Origin of the sequence: Flavihumibacter sp. ZG627, assembly GCF_000814325.1 — a bacterium.
GTDB lineage: Bacteria > Bacteroidota > Bacteroidia > Chitinophagales > Chitinophagaceae > Flavihumibacter.
Genome location: NZ_JPHF01000001.1, coordinates 439,941 through 465,429, shown reverse-complemented (window position 1 = coordinate 465,429; position 25,489 = coordinate 439,941). Strand labels below are relative to the sequence as shown.

The following is a 25,489-nucleotide window of genomic DNA, read 5'->3' as shown; positions in this document are numbered from 1 at the left end:
TTTTGCCGCATGCAAAAAATCTTTATTCCTGCAGCCGCAGTAATGGCAACCCTCTTAGGTGCATGTAACAATACCGAAAAGAAAGATGCAGCGGCAGAAGAAAAATCCTATTTCCCTGTTAACGCATATATCAGTTCGGAGCTGAAAAAAATTGATTCATTGCAGCTTCCTGTTGTGCGCTATGAATCAGCATACGGAAAGACCGACACCCTGCCCATGACTACGGCAGAATGCAAAGCAATGGCAGAGGCATATCTCGACCAGGATATTACTGACCCTGCACTGCGCGATAAATATGAAGAGAGCAGTTTCGCGGATCAGTCGATACCCAGCATCAATTTCACCTATCTCACCAAAGACAGCAGTCTGCCTCTGAAGCGGGTTGATGTGGTGCTGAAACCTGATCCGGAAAGAACAGAAAAAGTGATCTCGGTTTTTATGGACAAGGTTTACCAGCGGGGAGACACCCTTATAAATGAAAAACTTTTCTGGAAGGCCGAACGTTATTACCAGTTTATCCGTACCCATCAACTACCCGGAGCAGAACCTGTACTCAGCCAGACCAAGGTTGTTTGGGATGGAACGGAATAGCCAGGAGAAGTGCCGATGACAAGCGCCAACTTTCAACATATCGCCCATACGATTCCACAGGCTCCCGGTATATACAAATATTTTGATGCCGGCAGCAATCTGCTGTATGTTGGTAAGGCTAAGAATCTCCGCAAGCGGGTAAGTTCCTATTTCACAAAAACATTCACCAGCTATAAAACGCACGAGCTGGTGCAGCGGATTGACCATATAGAATTTACGATCGTGGATTCGGAGCAGGATGCATTCCTGCTGGAAAATGCATTGATCAAACAGTTTCGTCCCCGTTTCAATATTGACCTTAAGGACGACAAGACATACCCCTTTCTGGTGATCAAGAAAGAACCCTTCCCCCGCGTATTCCTGACGAGAAGAAAGATCAATGACGGATCGGAATACCTGGGTCCGTTCACTTCCGTAGGTAAGGTGAGGGAGCTGCTCGACTTTATCCGTCATAATATTCCCTTGCGCACCTGCAAACTGAACCTAACGGAGAGCAATATCCGCAAGGGAAAATTTAAGGTTTGCCTTGAGTATCATTTAGGTAATTGTAAGGGCCCCTGTGAAGGATTTCAGTCGCTCACAGAATACCAGGAAAGTTTGCAGCAGGTAAAGAATCTCATGAAGGGAAACCTATCGCCCGTGATGCAACAGTTCCGCAAAGAGATGCAGCAGTATGCCATGGACCTTCAGTTTGAAAAGGCGGAGATGATGCGCAAGAAACTAGACCATCTTGAGCAATACCAGAGCCGCAGTGTGATCGTGAGCAAACATCTCGGCAATATTGATGTTTTCTCGCTGCTAAAAGATGGAGATATCGCCTATGTGAATTACCTCATGGTACAGAACGGCACCATTGTTCAGACACATACGATACAACTGGAAACCCATCTTGATGAAAGCGAGGAAGAAGTGCTGGCCTTCGCCATTGGGCAGATGCGCAGTACCTTCAACAGTATGGCTGATGAGATCATCGTGCCATTTGAACTGCCCGAACTGATTGGTGTAACATCATCGGATACAACATTGCGAATAACAATTCCAAGAGGTGGGGATAAGAAAAAACTACTGGATCTCTCCCTTAAGAACGTGAATTATTTCCAGGAGGAAATAAGGCGCAAGAAGACCCTTAACCTGGAGGGCCGCAGTGATATGGAAAAGAAAAAGGTGCTCTACCAGTTACAGGAAGCATTGGGTTTGCAGGAATTGCCATTGCATATCGAATGTTTTGATAACTCCAACTTCCAGGGCAGTTATCCGGTATCGGCGATGGTCTGCTTTCGGGATGGCATACCATCCAAAAAAGATTACCGGCACTATAATGTGAAGACGGTGAAGGGAATCAATGATTTCGCTACCATGAAGGAGGTCGTTTTCAGGCGCTACAGGCGACTACGTGACGAATCGGAACCATTTCCTCAACTGGTTATCATTGATGGCGGCAAGGGACAGCTGGGAGCTGCGATGGAAGCCATCCGGGAATTACAGCTGGTGGGCGAAATGACGGTGGTGGGATTGGCGAAAAATGAGGAGGAGATATTTTTCCCGGGAGATGCCGAGTCGGTTAAACTGCCTTATAACAGTGAGCCGCTCAAACTGATCAGGAGCATCCGGGATGAGGTGCATCGATTTGGAATCAGCTTTCACCGTCAGCAGAGAAGCAAGGGCACGTTCCGGAATGAATTACAGGAGATCAGGGGTATTGGGAAGGCCACAGCCGACCAGCTACTCAAAACCTTCCGGAGTGTAACGAATATTCGCGAACTAACGCTGGAAGCGCTGGCAGATACGGTGGGTACTGCCAAAGCAAAACTTGTATGGGATTATTTCCATAACGGTGACGGAGATGAGACTACTCATTAATATGCCATAAGTTCCTTATCTAACTATTACCCGGTTTATTCTGCCCCCTGATTGCGATTGGCTCCTACCCACCAGTGATATACTTGGACCATTTTACAGGCCGGATAGTCCGGTACGAACAAACCTTTTGATAGCTGGTGAGGCCGGGAGGCAACTGGATCTTACAGGAACCGTACTGCATAAAGATTGTATCAGCCCTTACAAAAATGCAAAAGTGGAACTCTGGCATTGTGATGCCAGCAGGATCCTTGACGTCAGGAATGCCGACACAGATAATTTGAAGGTGATCTTTAATTATGGATGAAGAATGATGTATTTGCGGACGGGTTCTTTGTGTTTGCGGGGAACAACCGGTTTGAATATCCATCATTGCCGCCGGGAGAATATGCAACACTTCAATTCAGGATACTTGAGGGAGGCAGCGTTGAAGTGAAATATGATTATGCGGATGGTGGCATAAAAATCAGTGATGTTTTTGTAAAGCAGTTAGTACTAAAAAAAACAAGGGGCCAGGATAGAAATCCAGCCCCGTTTTTAAAATCCAATATCCTATGAAAAACCATTACAAAGGTAAACCTATTTTTCACCTTTGCAATACCCTAAAGTGGGTATTTTTTAAATAACAAAAAGGCCCAACCGAAGTGGGGCCTTTGAACTTACTAAAAACTAAACTTAATATGACCAGAGATCTTGTTCGTAATTGAAGATCTTTTCTTTCATGTTATCACCTTCGAGCAGGCGCAGGATCGGATCTTTGATATAACCTGCGATCATTTGATCAGATGGGTTATCCATTGTTGATTTGATAATGCGGCTGGCGAACATGCGGCTTTCGAACAGTTCTTCCCAACTCATACGCGCACCGTAGTTCTTACCATTATAGGCTTCGTAACGAGCGAGCAGCGGACGCATGTCAGGATAGTAAACCCAGAACAGCGGGGTAACATCACGGAAGGATCCGTCGGAGTTCTTGATGGTCTTCAGTGGTGCGATGCCGAGGATACGAACATGCAGTCTTGAAGATTCTTTATCAAATACCACGTCTTCCTTCACCCAGTATTTCTCCACTTCTTCTGCGTTGAACATGTTGATGATGGTAGTATCTTTCATGATACCCAGGGAACCATCGGGATCCTTATCCCAGTCGGGGATAGATTCCACCTTTGGCTTACCAACCAGTTGCTCAGTGATTTCGCGCATGGTGATAGGCGTGGTAAAACGGTCATCGATCGGATTGAAAGCTGTGAGCTCTCCACTTTTCAATGCACCCAGGATAATGTTGATGAAACGCTGGTTACCATTGTCATCATCAGCCTTGTACAAGAAAGGAAGATTCATTTTTTCATGTATATCTATTTCCCTCCACAGGCGTTGACGATACACCGCATCATCCTCACGGATATGCTCATAGGTAAGCGGGATACGTTCCTTCACCAGGTTACGCTCAATAGCATTGTCGTTACGCAGTGATTTACGATTGGTACCCAGGTCGAGTTCCTGCTCCACTGGCGGCGCAGCTGGCACAGTGTCCTGTGCAGGAGCGGCTGTAAGTGCAGCGGCATTTCCGGTGTTACTTTTATTAGTACTTGCTTTCTTGGTAGTGGTACGCTTGGTTGAAGTTCTCTTCCGCTGCGCACTGGCGTCAGGGGCAAAAATTCCCATGGCTGCTACCAGTAAACAAATATGAATGATACGGTTTTTCATTTTATGCCTGTTTTAGTCAATGTCTTATTTCAAGTTAAAAAAGATACCTGGCAGTTCACGTACACGGCCATCAGGACCTTTTACGCGGATCTGGTCAAAATATACGGTTGTACCGGGAGCTGCACGTGAGATGATCTGCTGTGCACCACCTGACCAACGCGGACCCTGGTTGGCACTCTGCTGGTAAGTTTGGAACGCACCACCATTGGCACCGAGGGTATATCCTACCACTTCGAACTTGGCGTCAAATTCAGAATCGGTCAGCTTTGCCATCAGACCACCCATTGCTTTGAAGCTGGATGCTGACATAGAACCACCTCTTGACTGGCCTACATAAGCAGTAGGATCAGGAAGATTCTTACAACGCATTGCGAAAGAACTTGTTTTACCGTTCACGGTTACCTTGATTTCAGCGGGACCAACTTTGTTCGGCTTAAGGATATAACGGTCACCACCAGCCGGAGTTATAGAACCACCGGTGAAGGAAACGCTCATCTTCTCTTTACCAGCAGAACCGGCTGATACAGTTACCGGGTTTTCAACACCCTGGTACAGTACGTTCATCTTCTCGAGGAACACAGATGCACCGGAAGGAATACCAACAGTATACTTGATTGTTTTGTTGAGTGTAGCCGGAGTACCATCGGGCTTAACGAAGTTCACCACCACATTCACACTTTTCTCTCCTGCTCCGCTAACGGTAGTTTTGTACAACGCAGTACCTTCAGCACCAAGGGCAATAGGTGAACCGTTGATGGATACAGATGGCTTGGCTGCTTTTGAGAAAGCACCTACACCCGCTGTGATCTCCAGTTCCTGGCCTGGCATCAGGTAAGTTGAGTTTGTACCGGCGAAAGCCTGGAACTCATCGAACACTACTTCTACTTCACCGATTTCTTTGTGACAATAGTCAACCACTTGCGCTTCTGTATTCTTCACATCGTTCTGGAACTTGCTCAGAATGGTAAGGGCAGCGATGGTTGGCGTCATGCGGAAATAGGCGCTCTTCCAGTCTTTATTGGCAAGTGTACCAGTTTCAGACTTCGGAACACTCAGGTCGATAGGAAGGGTCTTGTCAAAAGTTGCCTTCATTTCAGGAACAACGTTTAACATGCTGTTTCTGTAATCAGTGAGCTTCTTCAGCAATTCTTCTCCTTTAGGACCTTCTACCAGCAAACGGGTAGAGGCGTCGAGGTTATCGATACTGTAAGTTTCTTCAGCAGTACCGATATTCTCTCCTTTTGATTCTTTTTTCAAATCTACTTTCAGTGCTTCGAGGTACTTACTCATGTCGTCAGACAATTTCTGTGCCTCCTGGGCCTTTGGATACCAGATTCCGGCTTTTTCAGCGGTCTTTGGATCTTTCAGCTTGGCTTCGAAAGACTTATAAGTAGCATCATTCTTAGTATCAACCACGCCACTGGCGGTGTTGATGGAATTATTAACTGTTTTGAAAGCGTTCAGGATCTCAGATGAAACGTTCAATGCAAGTAGTGCGGTAAGCACCAAATACATCATGTTGATCATCTTTTGCCTGGGCTCTTTAGGTAAGGCCATGGATCTGGGATTTAGTTTGTTACAAAGTTTTTCATAGTTTCCAGCGGGTAGCGGTTAAGCTCTACCCTGCATTGCGTTCAGCATATTACCATAGATCTGGTTGAGGTTACCCAGGTTCTTGGCCAGCATTGCAATCTGGTCTTGTGTTTTCTTAGCATCTTCCACGCTACCCTGCATTGCTTCAGAAGCCTGTGCGAGGTTACCATAGAATTTATTCATGGCCTTCAGGTGATTGTTAGTATCCTGCAACTCCAGCTCATAGATGGTGTTGAGAGAACCGAGGTTCTTGGTAAGGGTCTGTACCTGGCCATGGAACATTTTAGTTGATTCAGAAGCATCGTTGAAGCTCTGCATGGTAGCAGCACTCTTTACGTAAGCATCTTTCATTTGTCCCAGTGCACCGGCAGCTTCTTTAGTTTTCACTGCATAGTCATTAGTAGCAGCAACAACATCAGAAACATCCTTCATTTGGTTAACCGTAGTACCGAGTTTGTTGAAGCCATCGCTCAGGCGCTTCAGGTTTGTTGGAGTGATGTCAGCTTCCTGCATCATCTTATCCAGGTTCTGGAGAGCGGGGTTACCGGTATTTCCAGACATTTTAGGGAGCGCTTCAGCGAGAGCAGCCATTTCAGCACCTGGAGGCGGGAGAAATGCATATACCAGGAAGATGGCAGCTTCGGTTAACAGTCCAAGGGTAAGCATGATGTCGGCAAAAGGCTTGTGCAGGATTTTTGCCCAGGCACCAAAGATTACAACAGCGGCACCTACGCACACTATTATGTTAACGAGTCTTTCAGTAGATTTAGATGTACCAGCCATAGTTTTAAGATTTAAGATTTAAGAAGTAGGAGTTAAGAATTAAAAATTGGATTTTAAAATATGTAAGATTTTAGATTTAAGAAGTAAGATTTAGGGACAAAAGGATTCCTGTTGATTTTTAAGAATCAATCTGACACCGTAAATTTTTACTTTTTAAAGATTTTCTATAAGCTTATTTTTTGCCTTTTCCCTGCATTGGAGGAAGATCAATTGCTGTACGGAAACCAATGTACGACTTAGCCGTATCCTGGTATTCGTAAGAGCGGGTACCGGTTTGCAGGAAGTAACCAACGTCTTTCCAGCTACCACCACGGAGAACCTTACGTTTCATGCGGGGAGGATCAGAATCCTTTGCATTGTAACGGATATCGGGGTTCATATCGTGCTGGAAGTTGTAACCACCTTCATAATAAAGGGATGAGGTCCACTCAGCTACGTTACCGGACATATTGTACAGGCCGAAATCATTAGGCCAGTATGCGTCGGCACGAACGGTGTAGAATCCACCATCTTCAGGATAGTTACCACGGCCGGGTTTGAAGTTGGCCAGCAGGCATCCTTTCTTATTTCTCAGGTAGTAGTTACCCCAGGGGAACATTGATTGAGAGCGACCACCGCGGGCTGCATATTCCCACTCTGCTTCTGTAGGCAGGCGGAAATCAGACTCCTGGGCGCGCTTCTTGCTTTCCAGGAATGAATTCAGGTAGTGGGTTCTCCACTCGCAGAATGCAGTAGCCTGGTTCCAGTTCACACCTACTACCGGATAGTTTCCAAAAGCAGGGTGAGAGAAATAGCGTTTGGTCATCGGCTCATTATAAGAATAGGAGAAATCACGGATCCACACCAGCGTGTCGGGATAGATGCGAACATCTTTCTTCACGATGAACTGTGAACGGGATTTACCCTGGTTTTCTCTTTTAGAAGCTTCTTTGGTATCGAATGTTTCAGAATGGAATACCAGTTTGGAAGCATCCAGTTCTTTCTTTCCGAAAATCCTGTTTTCGGGAGAAATGATCAGCTGGTCGATCTTCTCAACAGTGGCCTTATCGCCCCATTTGATGGTCTTGGCCTTGCCCCAATCCACATAGTCGATACCATCCACATTCTTCACATAACCCATCAGCTTTGCGGCTGTAGAGTCACGTACCCAGTATACGAACTGGCGGTATTCGTTGTTGGTAATTTCAGTGGCATCCATCCAGAAACCATTGATAGATATCTGCTTATTCCTTGCGGTATAGGCAAAATTGACATCTTCATCACTTGGTCCCATGTGGAAGGTTCCAGGTGGTACATACACCATGCCCGGGGGCTTTGGCATACTGTACTTGTTACCCGGTGCGATACCGTGAAGTTGGCCGTCCTGGGGAACACCTGCTCCCTTTTTGTCGGACTTGCCAAACATGGAGCAGCTTGCCAGCATGGACATAGCAGCGACTGCACATAACGTGGACAGGTTTTTCATTTTCATAATATTAGAGGGTAGTGGGCAAATATAATGTTTGGTCAACATCAGCTTCTCTAGTTTATAGTTTATACGGATTTAGTCTCTCGACGGTTGTCCGTGTGTGAATTAACGGTCATTAATTACGGATTATTGTATTTCCGCCTGATTTTAATGCTAAATTTTAACGATTCTATCGCATCTCCTACCCTCATATCTCTTTTCATATATAATATATCTCCATCTATTCCCTATTGCCTCTCTACCATCACTCCATCCCTCCATCTCTCCCCCATCACTCCATTCCTCCATCTCTCCCCATCAACGCCAACATTTCCCTTACCGTAGCTACCGGTTGGGCGCAGCTATAGTTATGGCATACATGTATGGCAGTGTCGGGGGCGCTGAACTTGTGGCGCAGAAGCGGGTAAGCTTCGTTCTCGCGGGTGGTGGATTGTAATACGCGGAAAGGAATAAAATTAGCTAATATTTCGTTTCGCAATACATCCGCCCGGGGTCCGGCAACAACTATTTCTTCACAACCCCTTATAGACCGCATCAGTTCAACAGCCCAATAACCGAAAGAAGCCGGGTACCTGGTGACCACCCCTGCCATGGCATTGAGCATATTTTCCGCCGCCAGCTTCCATTCGGCACGGTCGAACACCAATCCCAGCCACTGGAGATTGAATGCCATCACCGCATTACCGGAAGGTTGTGCGCCATCATATATTTCGCGTTTGCGAACCACCACATCGTGCTGGCTTGCACCCGTATAATAAAACAAATGATTATCGTTGGTTCCGAACTCCCTCTTTATCATGGTCGTAAGCTCTGCTGCCCGCTCTATATATAAGGTATCACCCGTCAGCTCCTGCAAATAAATCAAAGCTTGTACCAAGTATGCGAGATCATCGAGGAAGGCAGGGTACTTTGCCTGCCCATCCTTATAGGTATGATAGAAATGATCATTTTCAGCAGCAAAAACCCGCAGCATCCATTCCATGTTCTCTATAGCCAATTGCCTGTATTCGCTGCTACCCGTAGCCCCTGCCGCTTTGCTAATGGCCATGTTCATCAATGCATTCCATGCAAGGATCTGTTTATCGTCGAGCGCCGGCCTTATACGGGTAGATCTTCTTTCCATGAGCCGGGAGATGATATTGTCAACTTTTGTTAAAGTTTCCTCAAGACTTAGGCCAAATGATTTTGCGAGCTCAGAAATCGTTTTTTCCCGGGTGAGGATATTTATACCCTCCCAGTTGCCTTCCCCGGAAATACCAAACCATTCCACAGCTATTGGGGCGTCGTTGCCCAGCACTTCTTCTATTTCGCCCTGTTCCCAAACATAGAATTTACCCTCTTCGCCTTCGGAGTCGGCATCGAGGGCGGCGTAAAATCCGCCTTCGGCACTCATAAGTTCGCGGCGGAGGAATTCTATGGTATGATCGATCACTCTTGCATATTCCCTGCCACGCTCGCTGTGGAGGCCGGCCAGCTGGCAGGCGTCTGCTAATACCGATATGAGGAGGGCCTGATCATAGAGCATTTTCTCAAAATGAGGAACCAGCCATTGGTTGTCGGTACTGTAACGTGCCAATCCGCCGCCGAGCTGGTCATAAATGCCGCCCTGGATCATTTTATCGATACTGAGGAAGGCTTGCTGGAGGGCTTCCTGTCTGGAAGGTTCATTAGGCTGCTCGGCTGTTGGTTTGATTGCGTCCATACCATATCTCAGCAGGAAGGCGATGATTCCGGTTTGCGGGAATTTAGGAGCGCGGCCGAAGCCGCCGTGCTGGCGGTCGGCGGACTTCAGGAGCTCCGCGGTTATTATATCGAGTTGGTGGGGGTGGAGAGATGGAGGGATGGAGGGATGGAGGGCGCTGGTGCTATCGGAGGCCACGGCGCCAATTTTATTACCCTCTTCCATATGATTGGTGAGGTTTTCTGCCTGCTCTATGATCTGCGGCCGCCGTTCGGTCCAGGCTCGCGATACACCCTCCAGGATCTCCGTCCAGCTGTTTCGGCCATGCGCAGGTTGTGGGGGAAAATATGTTCCGCCATAAAAAGGCTTTCCCTGCGGGGTCAGGAATACATTTAACGGCCAGCCGCCACTTCCCGTCATTGCGGTTACTGAATCCATATAAATATGATCGAGGTCGGGACGTTCTTCGCGGTCGATCTTGATATTGATGAAATGCTCATTCATAATGGCTGCAACCTTATCGTCTTCAAAGCTCTCTCGCTCCATTACATGGCACCAGTGACAGGCTGCATAGCCGATACTTACAAGTATGGGCTTATCCTGTGCCATTGCGGCTTCCAGCGCTTCATCGCCCCATGGATACCAATCCACGGGATTATGGGCATGCTGAAGCAGATAGGGACTGCTTTCCTTGGCAAGGCGGTTAGGCATCAATGTTGTTTAGTGACTGGAACTTCTGTTGGGTAGACGTAAACGATAGGCTTAGAAATAGAAGTTATTTGCAAAAAATAATAGTGGACAGTAAAGATATGGGAAAAGGGAAATATGGGAGAAAAAATGTTGTGGTGGGGAGATGGAGAGGGTACTATATTGAGAGCAATATTTACAAATCGAAAGTGGTAGGAAGGCGGGATGTAATTTATTGTTGATTGAAATAATTTACAAATTGAAAGTGGTAGGAAGGCGGGATGCTTTTTTTGCTGCTGGGATTAAATTACAAATTGAAAGTGGTAGGAAGGCGGGATGTAATTTATTGTTGATTGAAATAATTTACAAATTGAAAGTGGCCGGAAGCTGGGATGCTTTTTTGCTGCTGGGATTAAATTACAAATTGAAAGTAGCGGGAATGGAGGGATGGAGAGTTGGAGGGATGGAAAGCATCCATTTTGGCAAGAACCTTTTTCGAATTGACATTGCCTACTGCCTTTTGCCTACTGCCTTTTGGCAATTGACTTTTGGCAATTGCCTACTGCCTATTGGCTAATGACTTTTGCCTATTGGCTAATGACTTTTGTCTATTGGCTATTGACTTTTGCCTATTCCCTACTGCCTACTTCTTCTTATTCACTGTGCTAAGGAATTGCTCCAGGGCGGCTACCATGCTGGGGGCCTTGGGCTGGGGCGCCATGATGTCGAGCACAAGTCCATGTTCTTCGGCGGCGCGGGTAGTATTGCTACCGAAGGCTCCGATGCGCATCCCGTTCTGTTTGAATTGGGGAATGGCCTCGAAAAGGCTTTTTATGCCTGAGGGGGTAAAAAAGCAGATGATATCGTAATGTTTTCCTTCCAGGAGGGAGGTAACGTCATTGAACATCGTGCGGTACATCCAGGGAGTTGCGAACTCGCATTTATGGCTTTTCAGCCAGCTGACGATATCCCCATCCTGCTGGTTCTCTGAACAGGGATAGAGAAATTTTTCATTCTCCTTATGCTTATTGATCACATCGAACATGCTCTTATTGGTGCCATCGGCGCCATAGAACACTTTTCGCTTGCGGTAAAGGATGAACTTCTGGAGATAAAGCGCTACAGCCTCAGTGATACAGAAATATTTCGTATCCTGGCTAACACTTAGTTTCATTTCTTCACAGGTACGGAAAAAATGATCGATCGCGTTGCGGCTGGTGAAGATCACGGCTGAATACTGTGAAATATCGATTTTCTGCTTACGGAAGTCTTTGGCGGGAATGCCTTCAAGCCTGATAAAGGGGTGAAAGTCGAGAGTAACACCATACTTCCTGCCGAGCTCAAAGTAGGGGGACTTGTCGCTTTCAGGCCTTGGCTGGGTAATCAGGATTTTTTTTATTTGGGGAGCCGTTGCTCCTTTCTTAGCCTCGTTCTTTAGCATTTTTATCAAGCTAAATTTTCTTAAAGTTAATTAACCGCTACACAATTTTCAATAATCCCTTATAAATCAACAGTAAGGGTGCTAGTTCGAAGGCACAAAGGTAAAGAAAAAAGTGGAATCTGCTTGCTTTTACTTCCCGGTTTATATAACCATAAGAACTTAAGTAACGATACAGGAATATTCCTCCCACCAGCACGTAAGAAATGGTGAGGGCGATGATGGCACCGCTGGGCGACGCGAAGGCCAGTAAGAGCAGTAGCGGCAGCAGGAGGATACCCAGTACTTTATTGCAGAGGAAAACGATGAAGATATAGGTATCGGTAGTTTGCTCCATACCCAGGGTTAATCCCAATAGTTTGAGGATGAAGAATTTACCCAGGTAGATGATAGCTAATCCCGCCACACAATATCCAAAAAGAACCCAGAAATTCAGCTCCGCCGCGCCCGGTTGTTTACCGATGATAAAGCTGGCATATAATCCCCCTGCCAGAATAAACAATAGGTTCAGCAAGAGGGAAGCCAGGGGCGTTTGCAGAAGCTGCTCGCGGATCTGCTTTTGTTTTAGGGAAGCCCGGAAAAAGACTGTGAAGAGATTATTGAAATATCGTCCAAATCCAGCCCTTACCACCGCCAGTAATAAAAAAAGAGCAGCCAGCAGGTAAAAGAAATGCTCTTTGCCGGTATGTTTACGCAGTTGGATGGTACGATATACACCCTCCCCCAAAAAATTGAAGTAGGGATTTTCCTCCAACACTTTGTACACAGTTGATTCTTTGAAGTTGACCGGCTCAATAGGAATTTTGCTGATTGAATCCAGTTGAAGGGAATCAGTGCGAAATGAATCGATACGGCGCGCAACGTTTCTAAGAGAATCCTGCTTCAATAGTTTACTGGCCGCCAGCGAGTCGCGGACCGCAGATGAAGCGGTTCGGCTTTGCCTGTTTTGTGGCAATTTCGGTGCTGGCGGCGTTGCAGCCGCGGCGGGTGATTGCTGCCTGGTGACGGAATCCTGGGCCAGCAGTGCAGGAATTGAAATGATGAATACAAATATGAAAAGTAGAAGTAGGCGCATTGTTGATGGTTGCAAAAATAGGTAGCCACAACCGGCCGCAAATTATAATTTATCAACCGATCTTTAAGAACCATAAAAAACTTATCCCTTCGCTATGCAAACAAGCCATGCCAGCCATGAAAAGATCCGGAATATCCGGGAAGAGTTATTATCAGCCAACTGGTACAAGTTAAAAAAATACAGTTTCGATTATTTACAACATGATGGCACCTGGAAGGAGCAGCAGCGGGAAGCGTACGACCGGGGCAATGGTGCGGTAATTATGCTGTATAATAAAGAGAAGCAAACGGTGATCCTTACACGCCAGTTCAGGATGCCTACTTATGTAAATAGTAATCCGGATGGGATGCTGATCGAGGCCTGTGCCGGGTTACTGGATGCAGATAATCCGGAGGATTGTATCCGCCGCGAAACGGAGGAAGAAACGGGTTACCGCATTCATGATCTGAAGAAAATATATGAGGCATATATGTCGCCCGGTTCCGTCACTGAGATCCTCTATTTTTTTATTGCGGAATACGAGGCGGAAATGAAGGTGAATGAAGGTGGTGGCGCTGCTGATGAGCAGGAGAATATCGAGGTGCTGGAGATGCCATTTGAAAAGGCGATGGCCATGACAGAAAACGGAGAGATCAGGGATGCCAAGACGATCATGCTGCTTCAATACCTGCGCTTGAAAAATATTTTATGAAATGATCTTATTAAATGGTTTCAATTAGTTTAACTGCATTACCAGGACCGTCTTCCTCCTTCATTCGTTTCATTATTTCCATTGCGTTTTTAAAGAGTTGTGGACTATCCGTAATTCTTTTGTTTTTTGAATACGCAGGTTGGTAGTTATTTTTTTTAACGGAATTAAGTAAAGCAATTTTCATTCTTAAAAATAAGACAGGTAACCGAGATGGATCTTCGATTGGCGGAAGGCAAAATTCTCGCTCCCGCGCTTACCCACTGCCAGAGAAAGGTTGAAGAAGCCGGCGGTGGTTTCAAAGGCCATACCGATGCCCGTGCCGATGAATCGTTCCCTTGCGGAAAATTGTACGGAGCCAGGCGTGGTTGGTGAGCCGGGTGTGCCGGTTGACACAGCCGAATTGGCTTTGGTTCCGGTGAATCCAAGATCTGCAAATCCAAAAAAATAAGAGTTCATTCCAACCAGGTATCGGTACTCGATGCTATTTACGAGATAACGTGAAGCGAAAATACTTTCCTCATCAAATCCCCTCATGAGTTTATAACCGCCTATCTGGAAGAGTTCGTTGCGGAAGAGGGTTGGACTTTCCAGGAGGCCTGCGCTTGCCAATAGTTGCAGGGTAGATTGCCTTCCGAGGCGAAGGAATCGTGCAACGCGGCCCTGTAGCTTAAACTGGTAGCTCTTGAGTTTTATGGTATCGTATAGGGAGGCGAAGTTGAACGCCGGGTCTTTAAGATCGAGTACGGCGTTGCTGCGGCGAATGGTTCGGGTACCGGCGGATATGCTGCTGAACAGTTCCCATCCGCTTGTGGGATTGCGCCGGTAATTGGTGGTGGAGGTTTCGTAATCGACGCCTAGGTTCAGGATGCTGCGGTCAGCATCTGCGGGTAGCCGGCGGGTTTGGCGGATGCGTTGGGTATCGATATCGATCAGGTTGGTACGAAGCAGTTGGAGAAATATTTTTCCGGTTTGCCGGCTGGTAACAGCGTATTGGAGTCCCAGTTGCATATTGAGGTTAAGAAAGGAGCTGTCTTTTTTAAAGAGGTCAAAACGTGTGCTGATGCCGAATGCGCTTCCGAATAGGTAGGGCTGTTCGAAAAGCAGGTTGAGTCGCGGTGATTTTACCTGCAATTGTTGCCAGTTGAGTCCGATGGTTTCGCCATTGCCAAGTGCATTACGCAGGTTGAGGTTGGCCTCTCCCGTTACCTGGAATTTATTGCTGCCATCGGCATTGGTGCCGGGGAGAAGTCCCACCAGTACATTCACCTGGCTTGATTTCTTCGGTTCGAGAAAGAGATCGAGGATGGCGCCGTTTCCGCCGAAGCGTAGTTGCCAGGGCTGCGATTCCTGGAGGAAAGGAAGCTCGCGGAGCCGTAGACTGATGTTTTCAAAACGGTTGCGATTGTAGTTGCTACCGCGCGGGAGATCGAGGTAGCGTTGCAGGAAGTTTTCGGAGATAGTGGCGCTGCCTTTAACTACCAAACTATCCACTTTATAGGCCAGGCCTTTGTTTACGACAAGCACTCCGCTGATCTGGTGGTTGCTGTTTCCACTACCCTTTCGGATCAAATTTTCGCTAACCGGACCGCCTTCTGCCCCATTCATCAAAACTATACTATCCAGTTGCACTGTGGCGAAGGGGAAGCCGTTATCGGAGAGGTGATCGAGTAATTGTTGTTGAATCTGCTCAACCAGCGGGGCTTTGAACGGTTGTGATTTTTTGGGAAGGCGGATGCCTGCTGCCTGCAGTTCGGGTTCAGTGATACCGGTGACATGAATGCTGTTCCACTGATATTTTTCGCCGAGGAAGAGGTGGATAGTAGTTTGCGACGAGTCGGTAAGTATGCTGTCAACTGATGCCGTGGCAAATCCTTTTGCGGCCAGTGTTTCGGGTAGTTTCCGGATGAAGCGGATACAGTCTTCCCGGTTTTTGAAGCTACCATTGAGTTGGAGGGCAGCGATGGCGTTGCTGTCGGTATCTGCGGGCTTTATCTGGAGGAGGTATTGGGCCATGAGGGCGGGTGATGCCAGTAACAGGAGCATTAACAAGGCGAAATGGCGGTATGGCCCTACCTTTGCGGCTGAACAAACTGATGGAACATTTTGGCCGGAATTTACCTTCATATCCCTTTCTGCAGAAAAGCATGTCATTACTGCAATTTCCATTTTTCTACGCTATTGCAAAACAAGAACGGGATGGTGCAGGCTTTATTGAGGGAAATCGGGCAGGAAAGTGAGCGGTTAGCGGGTCAGCGGGTTGATACGATCTATTTTGGGGGTGGAACGCCGTCGCTGCTGACGGTTAGTGCAGCGAATATTGCGGCTCTTTCCGGCGGCACTGAAAATATTGCAAAAGCTTTAAGTGGTTCATCCGGGAATGAGGATTGGAGCGATGTTGCGGGTTCGCAAATCGGGGAGCTAAATCTTCTGATAGAGGCGATTCGCCAGAATTTTATCGTGGCTTCCGATGCCGAGATCACGCTGGAGGCCAATCCTGATGATATAAATGAAGAGATGCTGGAGGGGTGGAAGGCGGCTGGGGTAAACCGGTTGAGTATAGGAGTACAATCCTTCCGGGAGGAAGATCTGTTGTGGATGAACCGTGCTCATACGGCAGCAGAGGCTGAACGATGTATTCTGCTGGCCAAAGCTGCGGGGTTCCGGAATCTGACTATTGACCTGATCTATGGAACGCCGGGCTTAACGGATAGCGCCTGGGAAGCAAATGTGCATAAGGCTTTGGAATTGGGAGTGCCGCATCTCTCCTGTTATGCGCTAACAGTGGAGCCAAAAACGGCGCTGCATCATATGGTGAGCGTTAATAAAATGCCTGATACTGATCCGGAGCAGCAGAGCAGGCAGTTTTTATTGTTAATGGATTTGATGGAGGCTGCGGGTTACGAGCATTATGAGATCTCCAACTTTGCGCGGCCCGGATGGAGGAGCCGTCACAACAGTTCATACTGGCGGGGGGTGGAATACCTGGGTATTGGGCCTGGAGCGCATTCATATAGCAAGGGTTCCGGTGCCCCGCGCCGGCGCTGGAATATTGCGAATAATGCATTGTATATGCGATCATTTTCGGAGCATTCCTCCCTGCAAAATGAGGCAAAGGAGTTACCCGCCCATGAAAGAGGATTGCATGAAAGAGGATTGCATACTACTAAAGATGCAAAGCTGCACACTACTGATGAAATAAGACTGCAGACCCACCCCATCTATGAAGAGGAAATACTCACGCGCGAAAATCGGTTCAATGAATATGTGATGACTGCGCTTCGCACGATAGAAGGGGTTGATCTCGAATTTATCCGGGAGGAATTTGGAGGGGAGCGGGTGGAGACTTTAATTGCGGGAGCGGGTAAATTCAACGTGGAAGAGGAACGTTTAATGATAAACGAAAAGAGTGTACGCCTGACGAATAAGGGCAAATTATTTGCGGATGGAATTGCTGCGGAGTTGTTCATTTAAGTTGGTTTACAAATCGCCAATAGCCCGCAGGACCAGTACATTTCTCACGTGCCGTGAAAATTTACAAATCGCAAGTAGTTTCCAAAAAACTATCAATTTTCCTGGTGCATTCAATATTTACAAATCGCAAGTATCTCCCGAAACAGTCTATTTCGCATGAGCAGTAAAATCTTACAAACCGAATGCAGCCCACCACAAAAGTCCATTTTTCTTATGCAGACAAAACTTACAAACTGAAAGTATCTCCAAGGAACAGGTGATTCTCTTCTTGTTGTAAAAACTTACAAATCGCAAGTATCTCCCGAAACAGTCTATATCGCATGAGCAGTAAAATCTTATAAACCGAATGCAGCCCACCACAAAAGTCCATTTTTCTTATGCAGACAAAACTTACAAACTGAAAGTATCTCCAAGGAACAGGTGATTCTCTTCTTGTTGTAAAAACTTACAAATCGCAAGTATCTCCCGAAACAGTCTATATCGCATGAGCAGTAAAAACTTACAAACCGACTGCAGCCCACCACAAAAGTCCATTTTCTTAGTGAAGTCAAAACTTACAAACCGCCAGTAGGCCTTAGATCATCTTTTTAACAGTGCCGCAGGCAACGAATAAATTGAAATTTGTATCTTAATAGTGAATATGCCCCTCAGTTATACCATATATGGTTCGCTTGGCCTGGTTTTCCTCGCAGTGATATTATTACGTGATTGGCTGGTACAACGCAAACAACGCAATAGCGTTCATTAATCTTCCAGGCATTCACTTTCTTTCACCATAGCATTCATTACTCACTAAACATTCTGCCCTACTTGCGATTTGTAAAATATTTGCGCTAATCGAAAACTGTAGAGTAGTGCCGCCTACTTTTGATTTGTAAGCAATTTGAGACAGTCGCAAAGAGTGGTAGCCGATCCGCATACTTGCGATTTGTAAATTCTAAGGGCAAGTCAAAAACATAGGGAGCAGTTCCTCGTATTTGCGATTTGTAAGCAATTTGAGACAGTCGCAAAGAGTGGTAGCCGATCCGCATACTTGCGATTTGTAAATTCTAAGGGCAAGTCAAAAACATAGGGAGCAGTTCCTCGTATTTGCGATTTGTAAGCAATTTGAGACAGTCGCAAAGAGTGGTAGCAGATCCGCATACTTGCGATTTGTAAATTCTAAGGGCAAGTCAACAACATAGGGAGCAGTTCCTCGTACTTGCGATTTGTAAAAACAATGGCGCGAGTAGATTGCAGTATAGTAGTGCCGCATACTTGCGATTTGTAAATATCTAAGGGCACACGAAAAAAGTGGAGCCGTTTTGCAGACTTGCGATTTGTAAATCGGAACTGAGATTTAGGGTGGGGTATACGATATTCTCAGATCATTACCTTTTCGATCTGCCTGAAGCCCTGGCGCGGGGGGAGGTGCTGCCAGAGAATGCGGTAGATGGTTTCGGCGATGGGCATGTCCGCCGCCACAACCTGGTTTACCACATGAATGCAGCGGGCAGCATTATAGCCTTCCGCCACCATATTCATTTCGAGCTGTGCACTCATCACGGAATAACCTTTTCCGATCATATTTCCGAAGGTGCGGTTGCGGCTATGAAGGGAGTAACATGTTACCAGCAGATCACCCAGGTAAACGGAGGCGGCATAGTTGGCGTCCTTCTGGTGGGTAACGGGGTTCTCGAGACCGTGGATACCGACCTCCACCTTCCCCACCCCCATGCGGCGGAGGAAACCCGCCATCTCATCAGCGCAGTTGGCGATGAGTACACTGAGGAAATTATCACCATACTCGAGTCCATGTGCAATACCTGCTCCCAGTGCATAAATATTTTTCAGAACAGCAGCATACTGAACGCCGATAACATCACTATTCACGACCGTATTGATATAATAACACCGGAACTTCGCAGCGATCTCTTCTGCACGATCTTCCTGCAACCCGCTAAAGGTGAGATAACTCAACCGCTCACGCGCAACTTCTTCCGCATGGCAGGGACCCATCAGCGTATAATAATCGGAGAGCGGTAAAGCGAAGCGTTGGTTGAACCACTCATTGAGCAAAATATTCTGCTCGGGAAGCATGCCTTTAACCGCAGACACCACCCACTTACCGGTAAATGCATCAGCGGAGAGAGCGCCAAGCGTTTCTTCAATATATGCCGAAGGAACCGCGATCACCACACAGTCACTGTCACGCACAACCGCAGCAATATCCGTGCTGAGCTTTATGAGTGAAGTGTCAAAAGTGGCGGAAGACAAATACTGTGGATTATGCTTGCGTTCATAGAGATGCTCAAGTATAGCATCGTTACGAACCCACCAGTTCAATGTGTGCTTATTGTCTGTAACAATTTTGGCCAGCGCCGTAGCCCAGCTCCCGCTTCCAATTATTCCCAATCGCATTAAACTTCCCTTTACTGGTTTGTGGATCTTATTGTTTCTTGATCTGATAGTTTTTTGACCTGATCTTTCTATGGATCTGATCTCTTGTAGACTTTATCTTCTGAAGATCTGATATTCTGAGAATCTGATCTCTTGCTGACTTTATCTTCTGAAGATCTGTTATTCTGAAAATCTGATCTCTTGTAGACTTTATCTTCTGAAGATCTGATATTCTGAGAATCTGATCTCTTGCTGACTTTATCTTCTGAGAATCTGATATTCTGAAAATCTGATCTCTTGCTGACTTTATCTTCTGAGGATCCTATCTTCTGATGCTCTTTAATCTTTCTTTTTCTTTTCGAAGAGATCCTCTTTCTTCACCACCTGAACCTTATCATCATCTTTAAGCGTGCGGGAGATCAGTGAATATGGCCCGGTCACAACCTCATCGCCCGGCTTTAGTCCGGAGAGGATCTCAATATAATTGATGTCCTGTATATCGGTACGAACTTTTACCTTCTTAATAGTTGTTTTATCAGCCTGCAACACAAACACTACCTCATCGAGCTCGGCACTTAAGGATTTGCGCTCATCGGTCGCGTTATTATTTTCTTCTTCTACTTTCTCGGTTGAACTTTTCGCAGCAGTTACTGCCTTATCGGAATCCTTCTCGCGCGTTGTAACTGAATTAATGGGCGCAGCGATAACATCAATATGACGCTTGGTCTGGATATCAGCGCTGGCGCTCATTCCCGGGCGGAAAGGAAAAGCCTTGGGGCGGGAAGGATCGATAAGATCGGAATAACTTTCAGGAAGCAATCGGATGAAGACCTTGTAGTTGGTAACATCACTCACGGCAGCAGTTGCTGTACCCGCACCCGTGCTACTGCTCGCGATCTGTGTAACGATGCCCTTGAACTTTCTGGTATTGTATGCATCCACTTCCACCAGCGCAGAATCGCCCAGGTGAACCTTCGGAATATCATTTTCCCCCACATCTACCCTAACCTCGATCTTGCCCATATCGGCGATTCGCATCATCTCCGTCCCCGCCATCTGCGCTGTTCCCACCACGCGCTCTCCTTTCTTCACCGCAAGCAATGAAACCACACCGTCCATGGGAGCAAGAATAGTTGTTCGTCCAAGGTCTTTATTAGCGCGCTGGAGATTGGCCATTGCACTCTGCACGGAAGCCTGGTTGCCGCGGATACCCTGTAAACCCGCATTGTAATTGGCTTTGGCGGTATTATATGCATTCTCCGCCTGCTCAAATTCAGCCCGGGAGATCACTTTTTCATTCAATAATTGCTGCTGCCTTTTATACTGCGCCTCACTCTGGTTCAGTACACTTTTCAAGGCCTCCAGCTGCGCCTGGCTATTATCCACCTGGGCCTGTTGCTGGCGGACGGCGGCAGCTACCTGGTCGCGCTGCGTAACATAGATATCAGCGAAGATCCTCGCCAGCATCTGTCCGCGGCGAACACTATCGCCCTCTTCCACAGTAAGCTCAATAATTTCACCGGAGATATCGGAACTAACCTTCACTTCGATCTCGGGATATACCTTACCGCTGGCATTAACGGTTTCAATAATGGTTCGCTTCTCCACTTTTTCGGTTGTCACTTTTATGCCTTCTTTCTTGCCGATAATGCCGGCTTTCTTCATACCAAATAAAGCACCAACCAACACTACCACGCCAACTATAACCCAGATAAGTTTCTTATTCATACGATGTAAAATAATTCAATTTAATATTCCAATTTTTTCCTGGGGGATTTCCCGCGTTATTGGGGTTCCCTTGATTTTGGGGAGCCCCTTTGATTTGGAGGAGCCCCTTTGATTTTGGGGAGCCCCTTTGATTTTGGGGAGTACCCCTTATAATTTTATCCCCTGCCCTCTGTAGAACTCCAGCACCTTCATCCGGAAAACATAATCGAACTGCGCATTGGCCATATCGATCTTCGTGCGGTTGAGATTATTCTGTGAGGTGATCAGTTCAAGTGTACTTAGTAATCCGAGATCATAGCGCCTGCGGGCAAAATCATAGGCCTTCTGCGTGGCATTGAGACTGCTCTGGCTGGCATTGAAGCGCTGCATGGAAGATACCGCATTGGTATAGGCGCTGTAGATATCCTGCTTGAGGGTCTGGTTGCCCTGTTCAATGATCAGCTCCTGGTTTTTTACACTGAGCTTGGAACGCTCATAGGCCGTGCGTGCCTGGTAGCCGTTGAAGATCGGGATGCTCATGCCCACCACCACATTCTGGCGGAAGTTATTATTCATCTGTGTACCCCAGCCATTCCAGAGTTCACCGAAGCCTTTGTTGGCCTGGGTTATCTGCACATTCGGCGATTGGAGAAAAATGAGTTGTCCGTCAACGGTAACCGCCCCTGCGGATGGATTGGGATCACTATACCCGAGGAAATTAAATCCCGTGATTTTACGGTTTGTTGAGGCGAAGTTGGATGCGAGTCCGCCCGATCCGAAGATAGTGGGATACAATGCGGCCTTTGAAGCTTTCACCGCGTATTCGAGTGATTGTTTCCTAGTTTCATTAGCCTTTTGCGCAGGCTGGTTCTGCAGCGCCAGCGCATAAACAACCTCAGGCATCAGTTCGGCCATGGGCTCAACAGGGATCTGGTCCACCGGCGGAACAGCAATAGTGAAAGGAAGCGCCGCATCGAGGTTGAGCAGGGCTTTGAGGTTGAGGAGGTTCTGCTCGTAGGTAGCTTCAGCACCGATAAGGGTAGCCGAATCGCGGGCGAGCTGGGCTTCGAGATCAACCGCATTCAGTTCAGGAAGTGTTCCCGCATCAACGCGTTTGCGTGTATCCGTTAGCTGCCCCTTGCTCTGTTCCACCTGAACGGCGGAGATGTCGATCTGCACTTTGGAGAGCAGGGCCTGCAGGTAGGCGGTTGCCACATTCAGGGCGATATCATTGCGCACCTTGTCCACATCAGAGCCGGCGGCTTCGGCTTCGAGGCGGGCGGCGGTAATATTATTACTTATTCGGCCCCAGTTGTAGATGGTAACATCGGTACTGAACTGGAAGCCCTGGAAGAGGAGGCGCTGGTTGGTGAACTGGTTGGTGGTAGGGTCAATGGATCGACCAAACTGCAAACCGGTATTGGTGGAAAAATTTGCGTTGGGGTATTTGGAATATTTGTTCTGCTCATACTGCAGCACGGCGAGGCGCTTCTGGACATCCGACTGGCGAACAGAGATATTATTGGCGACGGCATAATCCACGCAACGGCGGAGGTCCCACACTTCGGGCTGCTGCTGTGCAAAGGCCGTGGGTAGGGATGTGACCAATAAAAATCCAATAGTAAAAAGCAATGAACAACGCTTTCTCAACAAGCTCATGAATAATGGTTAAGGGGCTAAAAATAAAGCTTTTGATCATGTTTAACTGACCGGTCATGTAATTATCGTGAAAACACCCAGTTACGTGAAAGCCTGCCGCAGGTCCTCAATAAGATAGTCGGCGGTTTCGAGACCTATATAGAGTCTGACCATGCGGTGTTCGCGGATGGTAGCATCAAAATGTTCGGGTTTTATACCGGCGCAACGTGGAATCACCAGGCTCTCATGACCACCCCAGCTAACGGCCAGCATGATATGCTTGAGAGATTCACAGAAGCGGACGATCTCGGCGCGCTCTTCGGTGCGGTACACAATGGTGAGCAGTCCGCAGGCACCAGAGAGCTGCTTTCGCGCCAGCTCAAACTGCGGAAAGGAAGGATCGAGCGGAAAGAGCAGTTCTTCCACCTTGGGATGCCCTTTGAGGAATTCGATGACGGTTCGGGTAGTGGCGCTGATCTGCTGGAGGCGCATGGGCAGGGTTCGCAGTCCGCGGATCAGCAGCCATGCGTTGAAAGGCTGTATACCACTACCGATATTCAGGTATTCGGAATCGAAGATCTTTTTCATCATGGCATGGGAGCCGCTGATAACGCCGGCTACCACATCTGAATGTCCGCCAATATATTTGGTAGCCGATTGAAGTGAAATATCGATCCCCAGCCGCGCCGGCTGCAGGTAAAGGGGAGTACAATAACTGTTATCGCAGATGGTGATGATCTGGGGAGATGGCTTATCTGATGGGGACTCGGATGCGCGGGTGGCATTGATCGATTTCACTAAAGCTGCCAGGCCTTCGAGGTCCTGCATGGCATAATCCCAGCTATTGGGACTCTCCAGGTAAATGAGCGCGGTATTGGGTCGGATGGCATCGCGAAAATTTTCCACTGACCGTCCATCAATATAGGTTGTCTTCACACCGAAACGGGGAAGGATGATATCGAACATTTTTTTCGCCCAGGTATAGGGGTTATCAACCGAGAGGATATGGTACCCCGATTTAACATTGGCCAGCACCGAGGCGAAGATGGCGGCGGCGCCGGAGTTGAATACAAGGGCATCTTCAGCGCCATCGAGGGCGGCCAGTTTTTTCCGGAGAATATCGACGGTGGGGTTTATTCCCCTGCTATAGAGGTATCCGCTCATTTCATCTTCAAAAGCGCGGCTCATATCCTCCACTTTGCGGAAAGCGAAGTTGCTGGTTTGCATAATGGGCGGCGCGATGGCGTTGAAGTATTGGGAGCGGTCTTCGGCGTAGGCATAAAGAATGTTGGAGAGATCCATATGGAGAGATTGAGTGATGGAGAGATGGAATGGAGAGATGGAGGGATGGAGGGATGGAGGCTAAGCTATTCCCTTTGAGGCTTTTTGCTTCCTTTGACTATGAGGAAATAGATAGCCAGAAAAACTGCGAACACCACCAGGCCGGTTATGGCCAGGCTTGGGGTATTCAGAAATATGCTGACCCCCACGAAGGCATAGGCGCTGATAAAGATCAGCGGCATGAGGGGGAATAATTTCATGGTATAGATACCGGTGCCGTTGAGGTGGCTGGTCCGCTTGCGCAATATGAAGATGGTGGCGGCAGAAGTGGCCATCCCGATGGAGTCGAGAAATATGGTGAAGCCAAGGATCTTATCGAAAGTGTTGGCAAAGAAAAGGACGATGATGCAGATGGCGGCAAAAACGCTGAGGCTAACCGTTAGCACATCACGCTTTTCGTCTTTTCTGGCGAAGGATTTTGGAAGGATCCCGTCTTTGCTCATGGCATACATCACGCGGGGATTGCTGAGCAGCAGCACATTCACGTAGGCGAGTACGGCCATAAAAAGCAGCAGGGTGAAAATGGTTTTTCCGGTAGGTCCGAACATCCGCTCGGCCACTACGGCAGCGATGCCCCGGGTGGTCTTGAGCTGTTCGAAACCTATTGCATGTACATATGCCATCTGCACCAGCAGGTAAAGACCGATGATCATGAGGATACCGATAAAGATGCCGCGGGGGATGGTCTTGCGCGGTTCATGTACTTCATCGCCAAAGTTGATGGTCTGCTGGTAACCCCCATAGGTAAACGAAACGGCGATAAGGGCGATGCCGAAAGACTTGATAATGTCCATGGTGGAATGGTCAGTGGGACTGGCAGCCGCGGTACTCGCCACCAGAGAATCGGCGCCGGGAAAGAAGAGGGCACCGATGAGTACCAGCACCATCCCGATCTTGATGATCATGAGGATGTTCTGGGTTCCGGAACTGAGGCGGAGGCCGGCAAGGTTCACAAAATAAAAAACCAGAATGGCGCCCATGGCGATGAAGGCCTTGGTGAAATCAGATGCGGGCTGGTCAAAAACCAGTTGGGCGATATATTCTGAGCCGATCAATGCCACACCCGATAAGGAGGCGGCATTGGAAATAAGAATGATGCAGTTGATGGCGAATGCAACGGAGGGATGGTAGCATTCGGCGAAGATCTTGTAGTAGCCACCGGTAACGGGGAAGCGCGATCCGATCTCGGCATAGGTAAGGGCGCCACAGAGGGCGATGATACCACCGGCAATCCAGGCGGCAAAATAAATGGTTGGTGTAAGCGCTGCCTGTGCCGAATCGGTGGCGGTGCGGAAGATGCCCATGCCGATCACCAATCCGACCGTGATCATGGTAAGGTCAAAAAGTTTCAGTTTGTTTCTTGCACTCATTGGTGGAAGATA

19 protein-coding genes are annotated in these 25,489 nt (G+C 47.6%); 6 read left to right on the top strand and 13 right to left on the bottom strand.

The genetic code is table 11. The features are described from left to right. The first annotated feature begins 9 nt into the window (after positions 1-9). The 4 genes from HY58_RS02055 (at position 10) to HY58_RS02045 (ending at position 3,006) form a co-directional block, all read left to right on the top strand. The gene (locus tag HY58_RS02055; protein ID WP_039126914.1) at positions 10-591 is read left to right on the top strand and encodes a hypothetical protein; all 582 of its coding nucleotides are present in this window, start codon (positions 10-12) and stop codon (positions 589-591) included. A 15-nt stretch (positions 592-606) separates the two neighbouring features. After that, positions 607-2,451, top strand: coding sequence for an excinuclease ABC subunit UvrC (gene uvrC, locus HY58_RS02050; protein ID WP_039126913.1), 1,845 nt, complete (start codon positions 607-609; stop codon positions 2,449-2,451). Between the two features lie 127 nt (positions 2,452-2,578). Continuing rightward, positions 2,579-2,755, top strand: coding sequence for a hypothetical protein (locus HY58_RS19395; protein WP_156123536.1), 177 nt, complete (start codon positions 2,579-2,581; stop codon positions 2,753-2,755). Continuing rightward, positions 2,752-3,006 carry a hypothetical protein gene (locus HY58_RS02045; protein ID WP_039126912.1) on the top strand — a complete coding sequence of 85 codons (255 nt, stop codon included), beginning with the start codon at positions 2,752-2,754 and terminating at the stop codon, positions 3,004-3,006. Before HY58_RS19395 ends, HY58_RS02045 begins: the two co-directional genes overlap by 4 nt. A 117-nt stretch (positions 3,007-3,123) precedes the next feature. Here HY58_RS02045 and gldN read toward each other — a convergent pair whose 3' ends face one another. From gldN to HY58_RS02000, 7 genes are all read right to left on the bottom strand, one after another. Continuing rightward, complete coding sequence (gene gldN / locus HY58_RS02040) at positions 3,124-4,155, bottom strand: gliding motility protein GldN (RefSeq protein WP_039126911.1); 1,032 nt, start codon at positions 4,153-4,155, stop codon at positions 3,124-3,126. A gap of 24 nt (positions 4,156-4,179) precedes the next feature. After that, a complete protein-coding gene (gene gldM, locus HY58_RS02035) occupies positions 4,180-5,712 on the bottom strand; it encodes a gliding motility protein GldM (RefSeq protein ID WP_039126909.1) in 1,533 nt (510 codons plus the stop codon). Between the two features lie 54 nt (positions 5,713-5,766). Continuing rightward, on the bottom strand, positions 5,767-6,531 hold the full coding sequence (gene gldL, locus HY58_RS02030) for a gliding motility protein GldL (protein WP_039126907.1): 765 nt from the start codon (positions 6,529-6,531) through the stop codon (positions 5,767-5,769). A 172-nt stretch (positions 6,532-6,703) separates the two neighbouring features. Further along, positions 6,704-7,996 carry an SUMF1/EgtB/PvdO family nonheme iron enzyme gene (locus tag HY58_RS02025; protein ID WP_039127884.1) on the bottom strand — a complete coding sequence of 431 codons (1,293 nt, stop codon included), beginning with the start codon at positions 7,994-7,996 and terminating at the stop codon, positions 6,704-6,706. A 274-nt stretch (positions 7,997-8,270) separates the two neighbouring features. After that, positions 8,271-10,391: a thioredoxin domain-containing protein gene (locus HY58_RS02020; protein ID WP_039126905.1), complete on the bottom strand. Its 2,121-nt coding sequence runs from the start codon at positions 10,389-10,391 to the stop codon at positions 8,271-8,273. 619 nt (positions 10,392-11,010) lie between these two features. Continuing rightward, positions 11,011-11,808 carry a uroporphyrinogen-III synthase gene (locus HY58_RS02005; protein WP_052323772.1) on the bottom strand — a complete coding sequence of 266 codons (798 nt, stop codon included), beginning with the start codon at positions 11,806-11,808 and terminating at the stop codon, positions 11,011-11,013. A gap of 37 nt (positions 11,809-11,845) precedes the next feature. Next, the gene (locus HY58_RS02000; protein WP_039126891.1) at positions 11,846-12,880 is read right to left on the bottom strand and encodes a DUF4271 domain-containing protein; all 1,035 of its coding nucleotides are present in this window, start codon (positions 12,878-12,880) and stop codon (positions 11,846-11,848) included. A gap of 94 nt (positions 12,881-12,974) precedes the next feature. On the opposite strand from HY58_RS02000, the gene nudK reads away from it, so the two are divergent. Further along, positions 12,975-13,571, top strand: coding sequence for a GDP-mannose pyrophosphatase NudK (gene nudK, locus HY58_RS01995; protein WP_039126887.1), 597 nt, complete (start codon positions 12,975-12,977; stop codon positions 13,569-13,571). 186 nt (positions 13,572-13,757) lie between these two features. On the opposite strand, the gene HY58_RS01990 is transcribed toward nudK, so the two are convergent. Continuing rightward, entirely contained in the window at positions 13,758-15,722 is a 1,965-nt protein-coding gene (locus HY58_RS01990; protein ID WP_253271481.1) for a BamA/TamA family outer membrane protein, read from the bottom strand. Here HY58_RS01990 and HY58_RS01985 point away from each other — a divergent pair. Next, positions 15,675-17,042, top strand: coding sequence for a coproporphyrinogen-III oxidase family protein (locus HY58_RS01985; RefSeq protein ID WP_039126880.1), 1,368 nt, complete (start codon positions 15,675-15,677; stop codon positions 17,040-17,042). The genes HY58_RS01990 and HY58_RS01985 overlap by 48 nt on opposite strands. 1,362 nt (positions 17,043-18,404) lie before the next feature. Here HY58_RS01985 and HY58_RS01980 read toward each other — a convergent pair. From HY58_RS01980 to HY58_RS01960, 5 genes are all read right to left on the bottom strand, one after another. Continuing rightward, positions 18,405-19,442 carry an NAD(P)H-dependent glycerol-3-phosphate dehydrogenase gene (locus HY58_RS01980; protein ID WP_039126877.1) on the bottom strand — a complete coding sequence of 346 codons (1,038 nt, stop codon included), beginning with the start codon at positions 19,440-19,442 and terminating at the stop codon, positions 18,405-18,407. Positions 19,443-19,760: 318 nt separating this feature from the next. Further along, entirely contained in the window at positions 19,761-21,149 is a 1,389-nt protein-coding gene (locus HY58_RS01975; protein WP_039126874.1) for an efflux RND transporter periplasmic adaptor subunit, read from the bottom strand. A 147-nt stretch (positions 21,150-21,296) separates the two neighbouring features. Further along, complete coding sequence (locus tag HY58_RS01970) at positions 21,297-22,787, bottom strand: TolC family protein (RefSeq protein WP_052323769.1); 1,491 nt, start codon at positions 22,785-22,787, stop codon at positions 21,297-21,299. Between the two features lie 81 nt (positions 22,788-22,868). Then, the gene (locus HY58_RS01965; RefSeq protein WP_039126871.1) at positions 22,869-24,068 is read right to left on the bottom strand and encodes a PLP-dependent aspartate aminotransferase family protein; all 1,200 of its coding nucleotides are present in this window, start codon (positions 24,066-24,068) and stop codon (positions 22,869-22,871) included. A gap of 65 nt (positions 24,069-24,133) precedes the next feature. Beyond that, positions 24,134-25,477 carry an APC family permease gene (locus HY58_RS01960; protein WP_039126868.1) on the bottom strand — a complete coding sequence of 448 codons (1,344 nt, stop codon included), beginning with the start codon at positions 25,475-25,477 and terminating at the stop codon, positions 24,134-24,136. Positions 25,478-25,489: the final 12 nt, after the last annotated feature.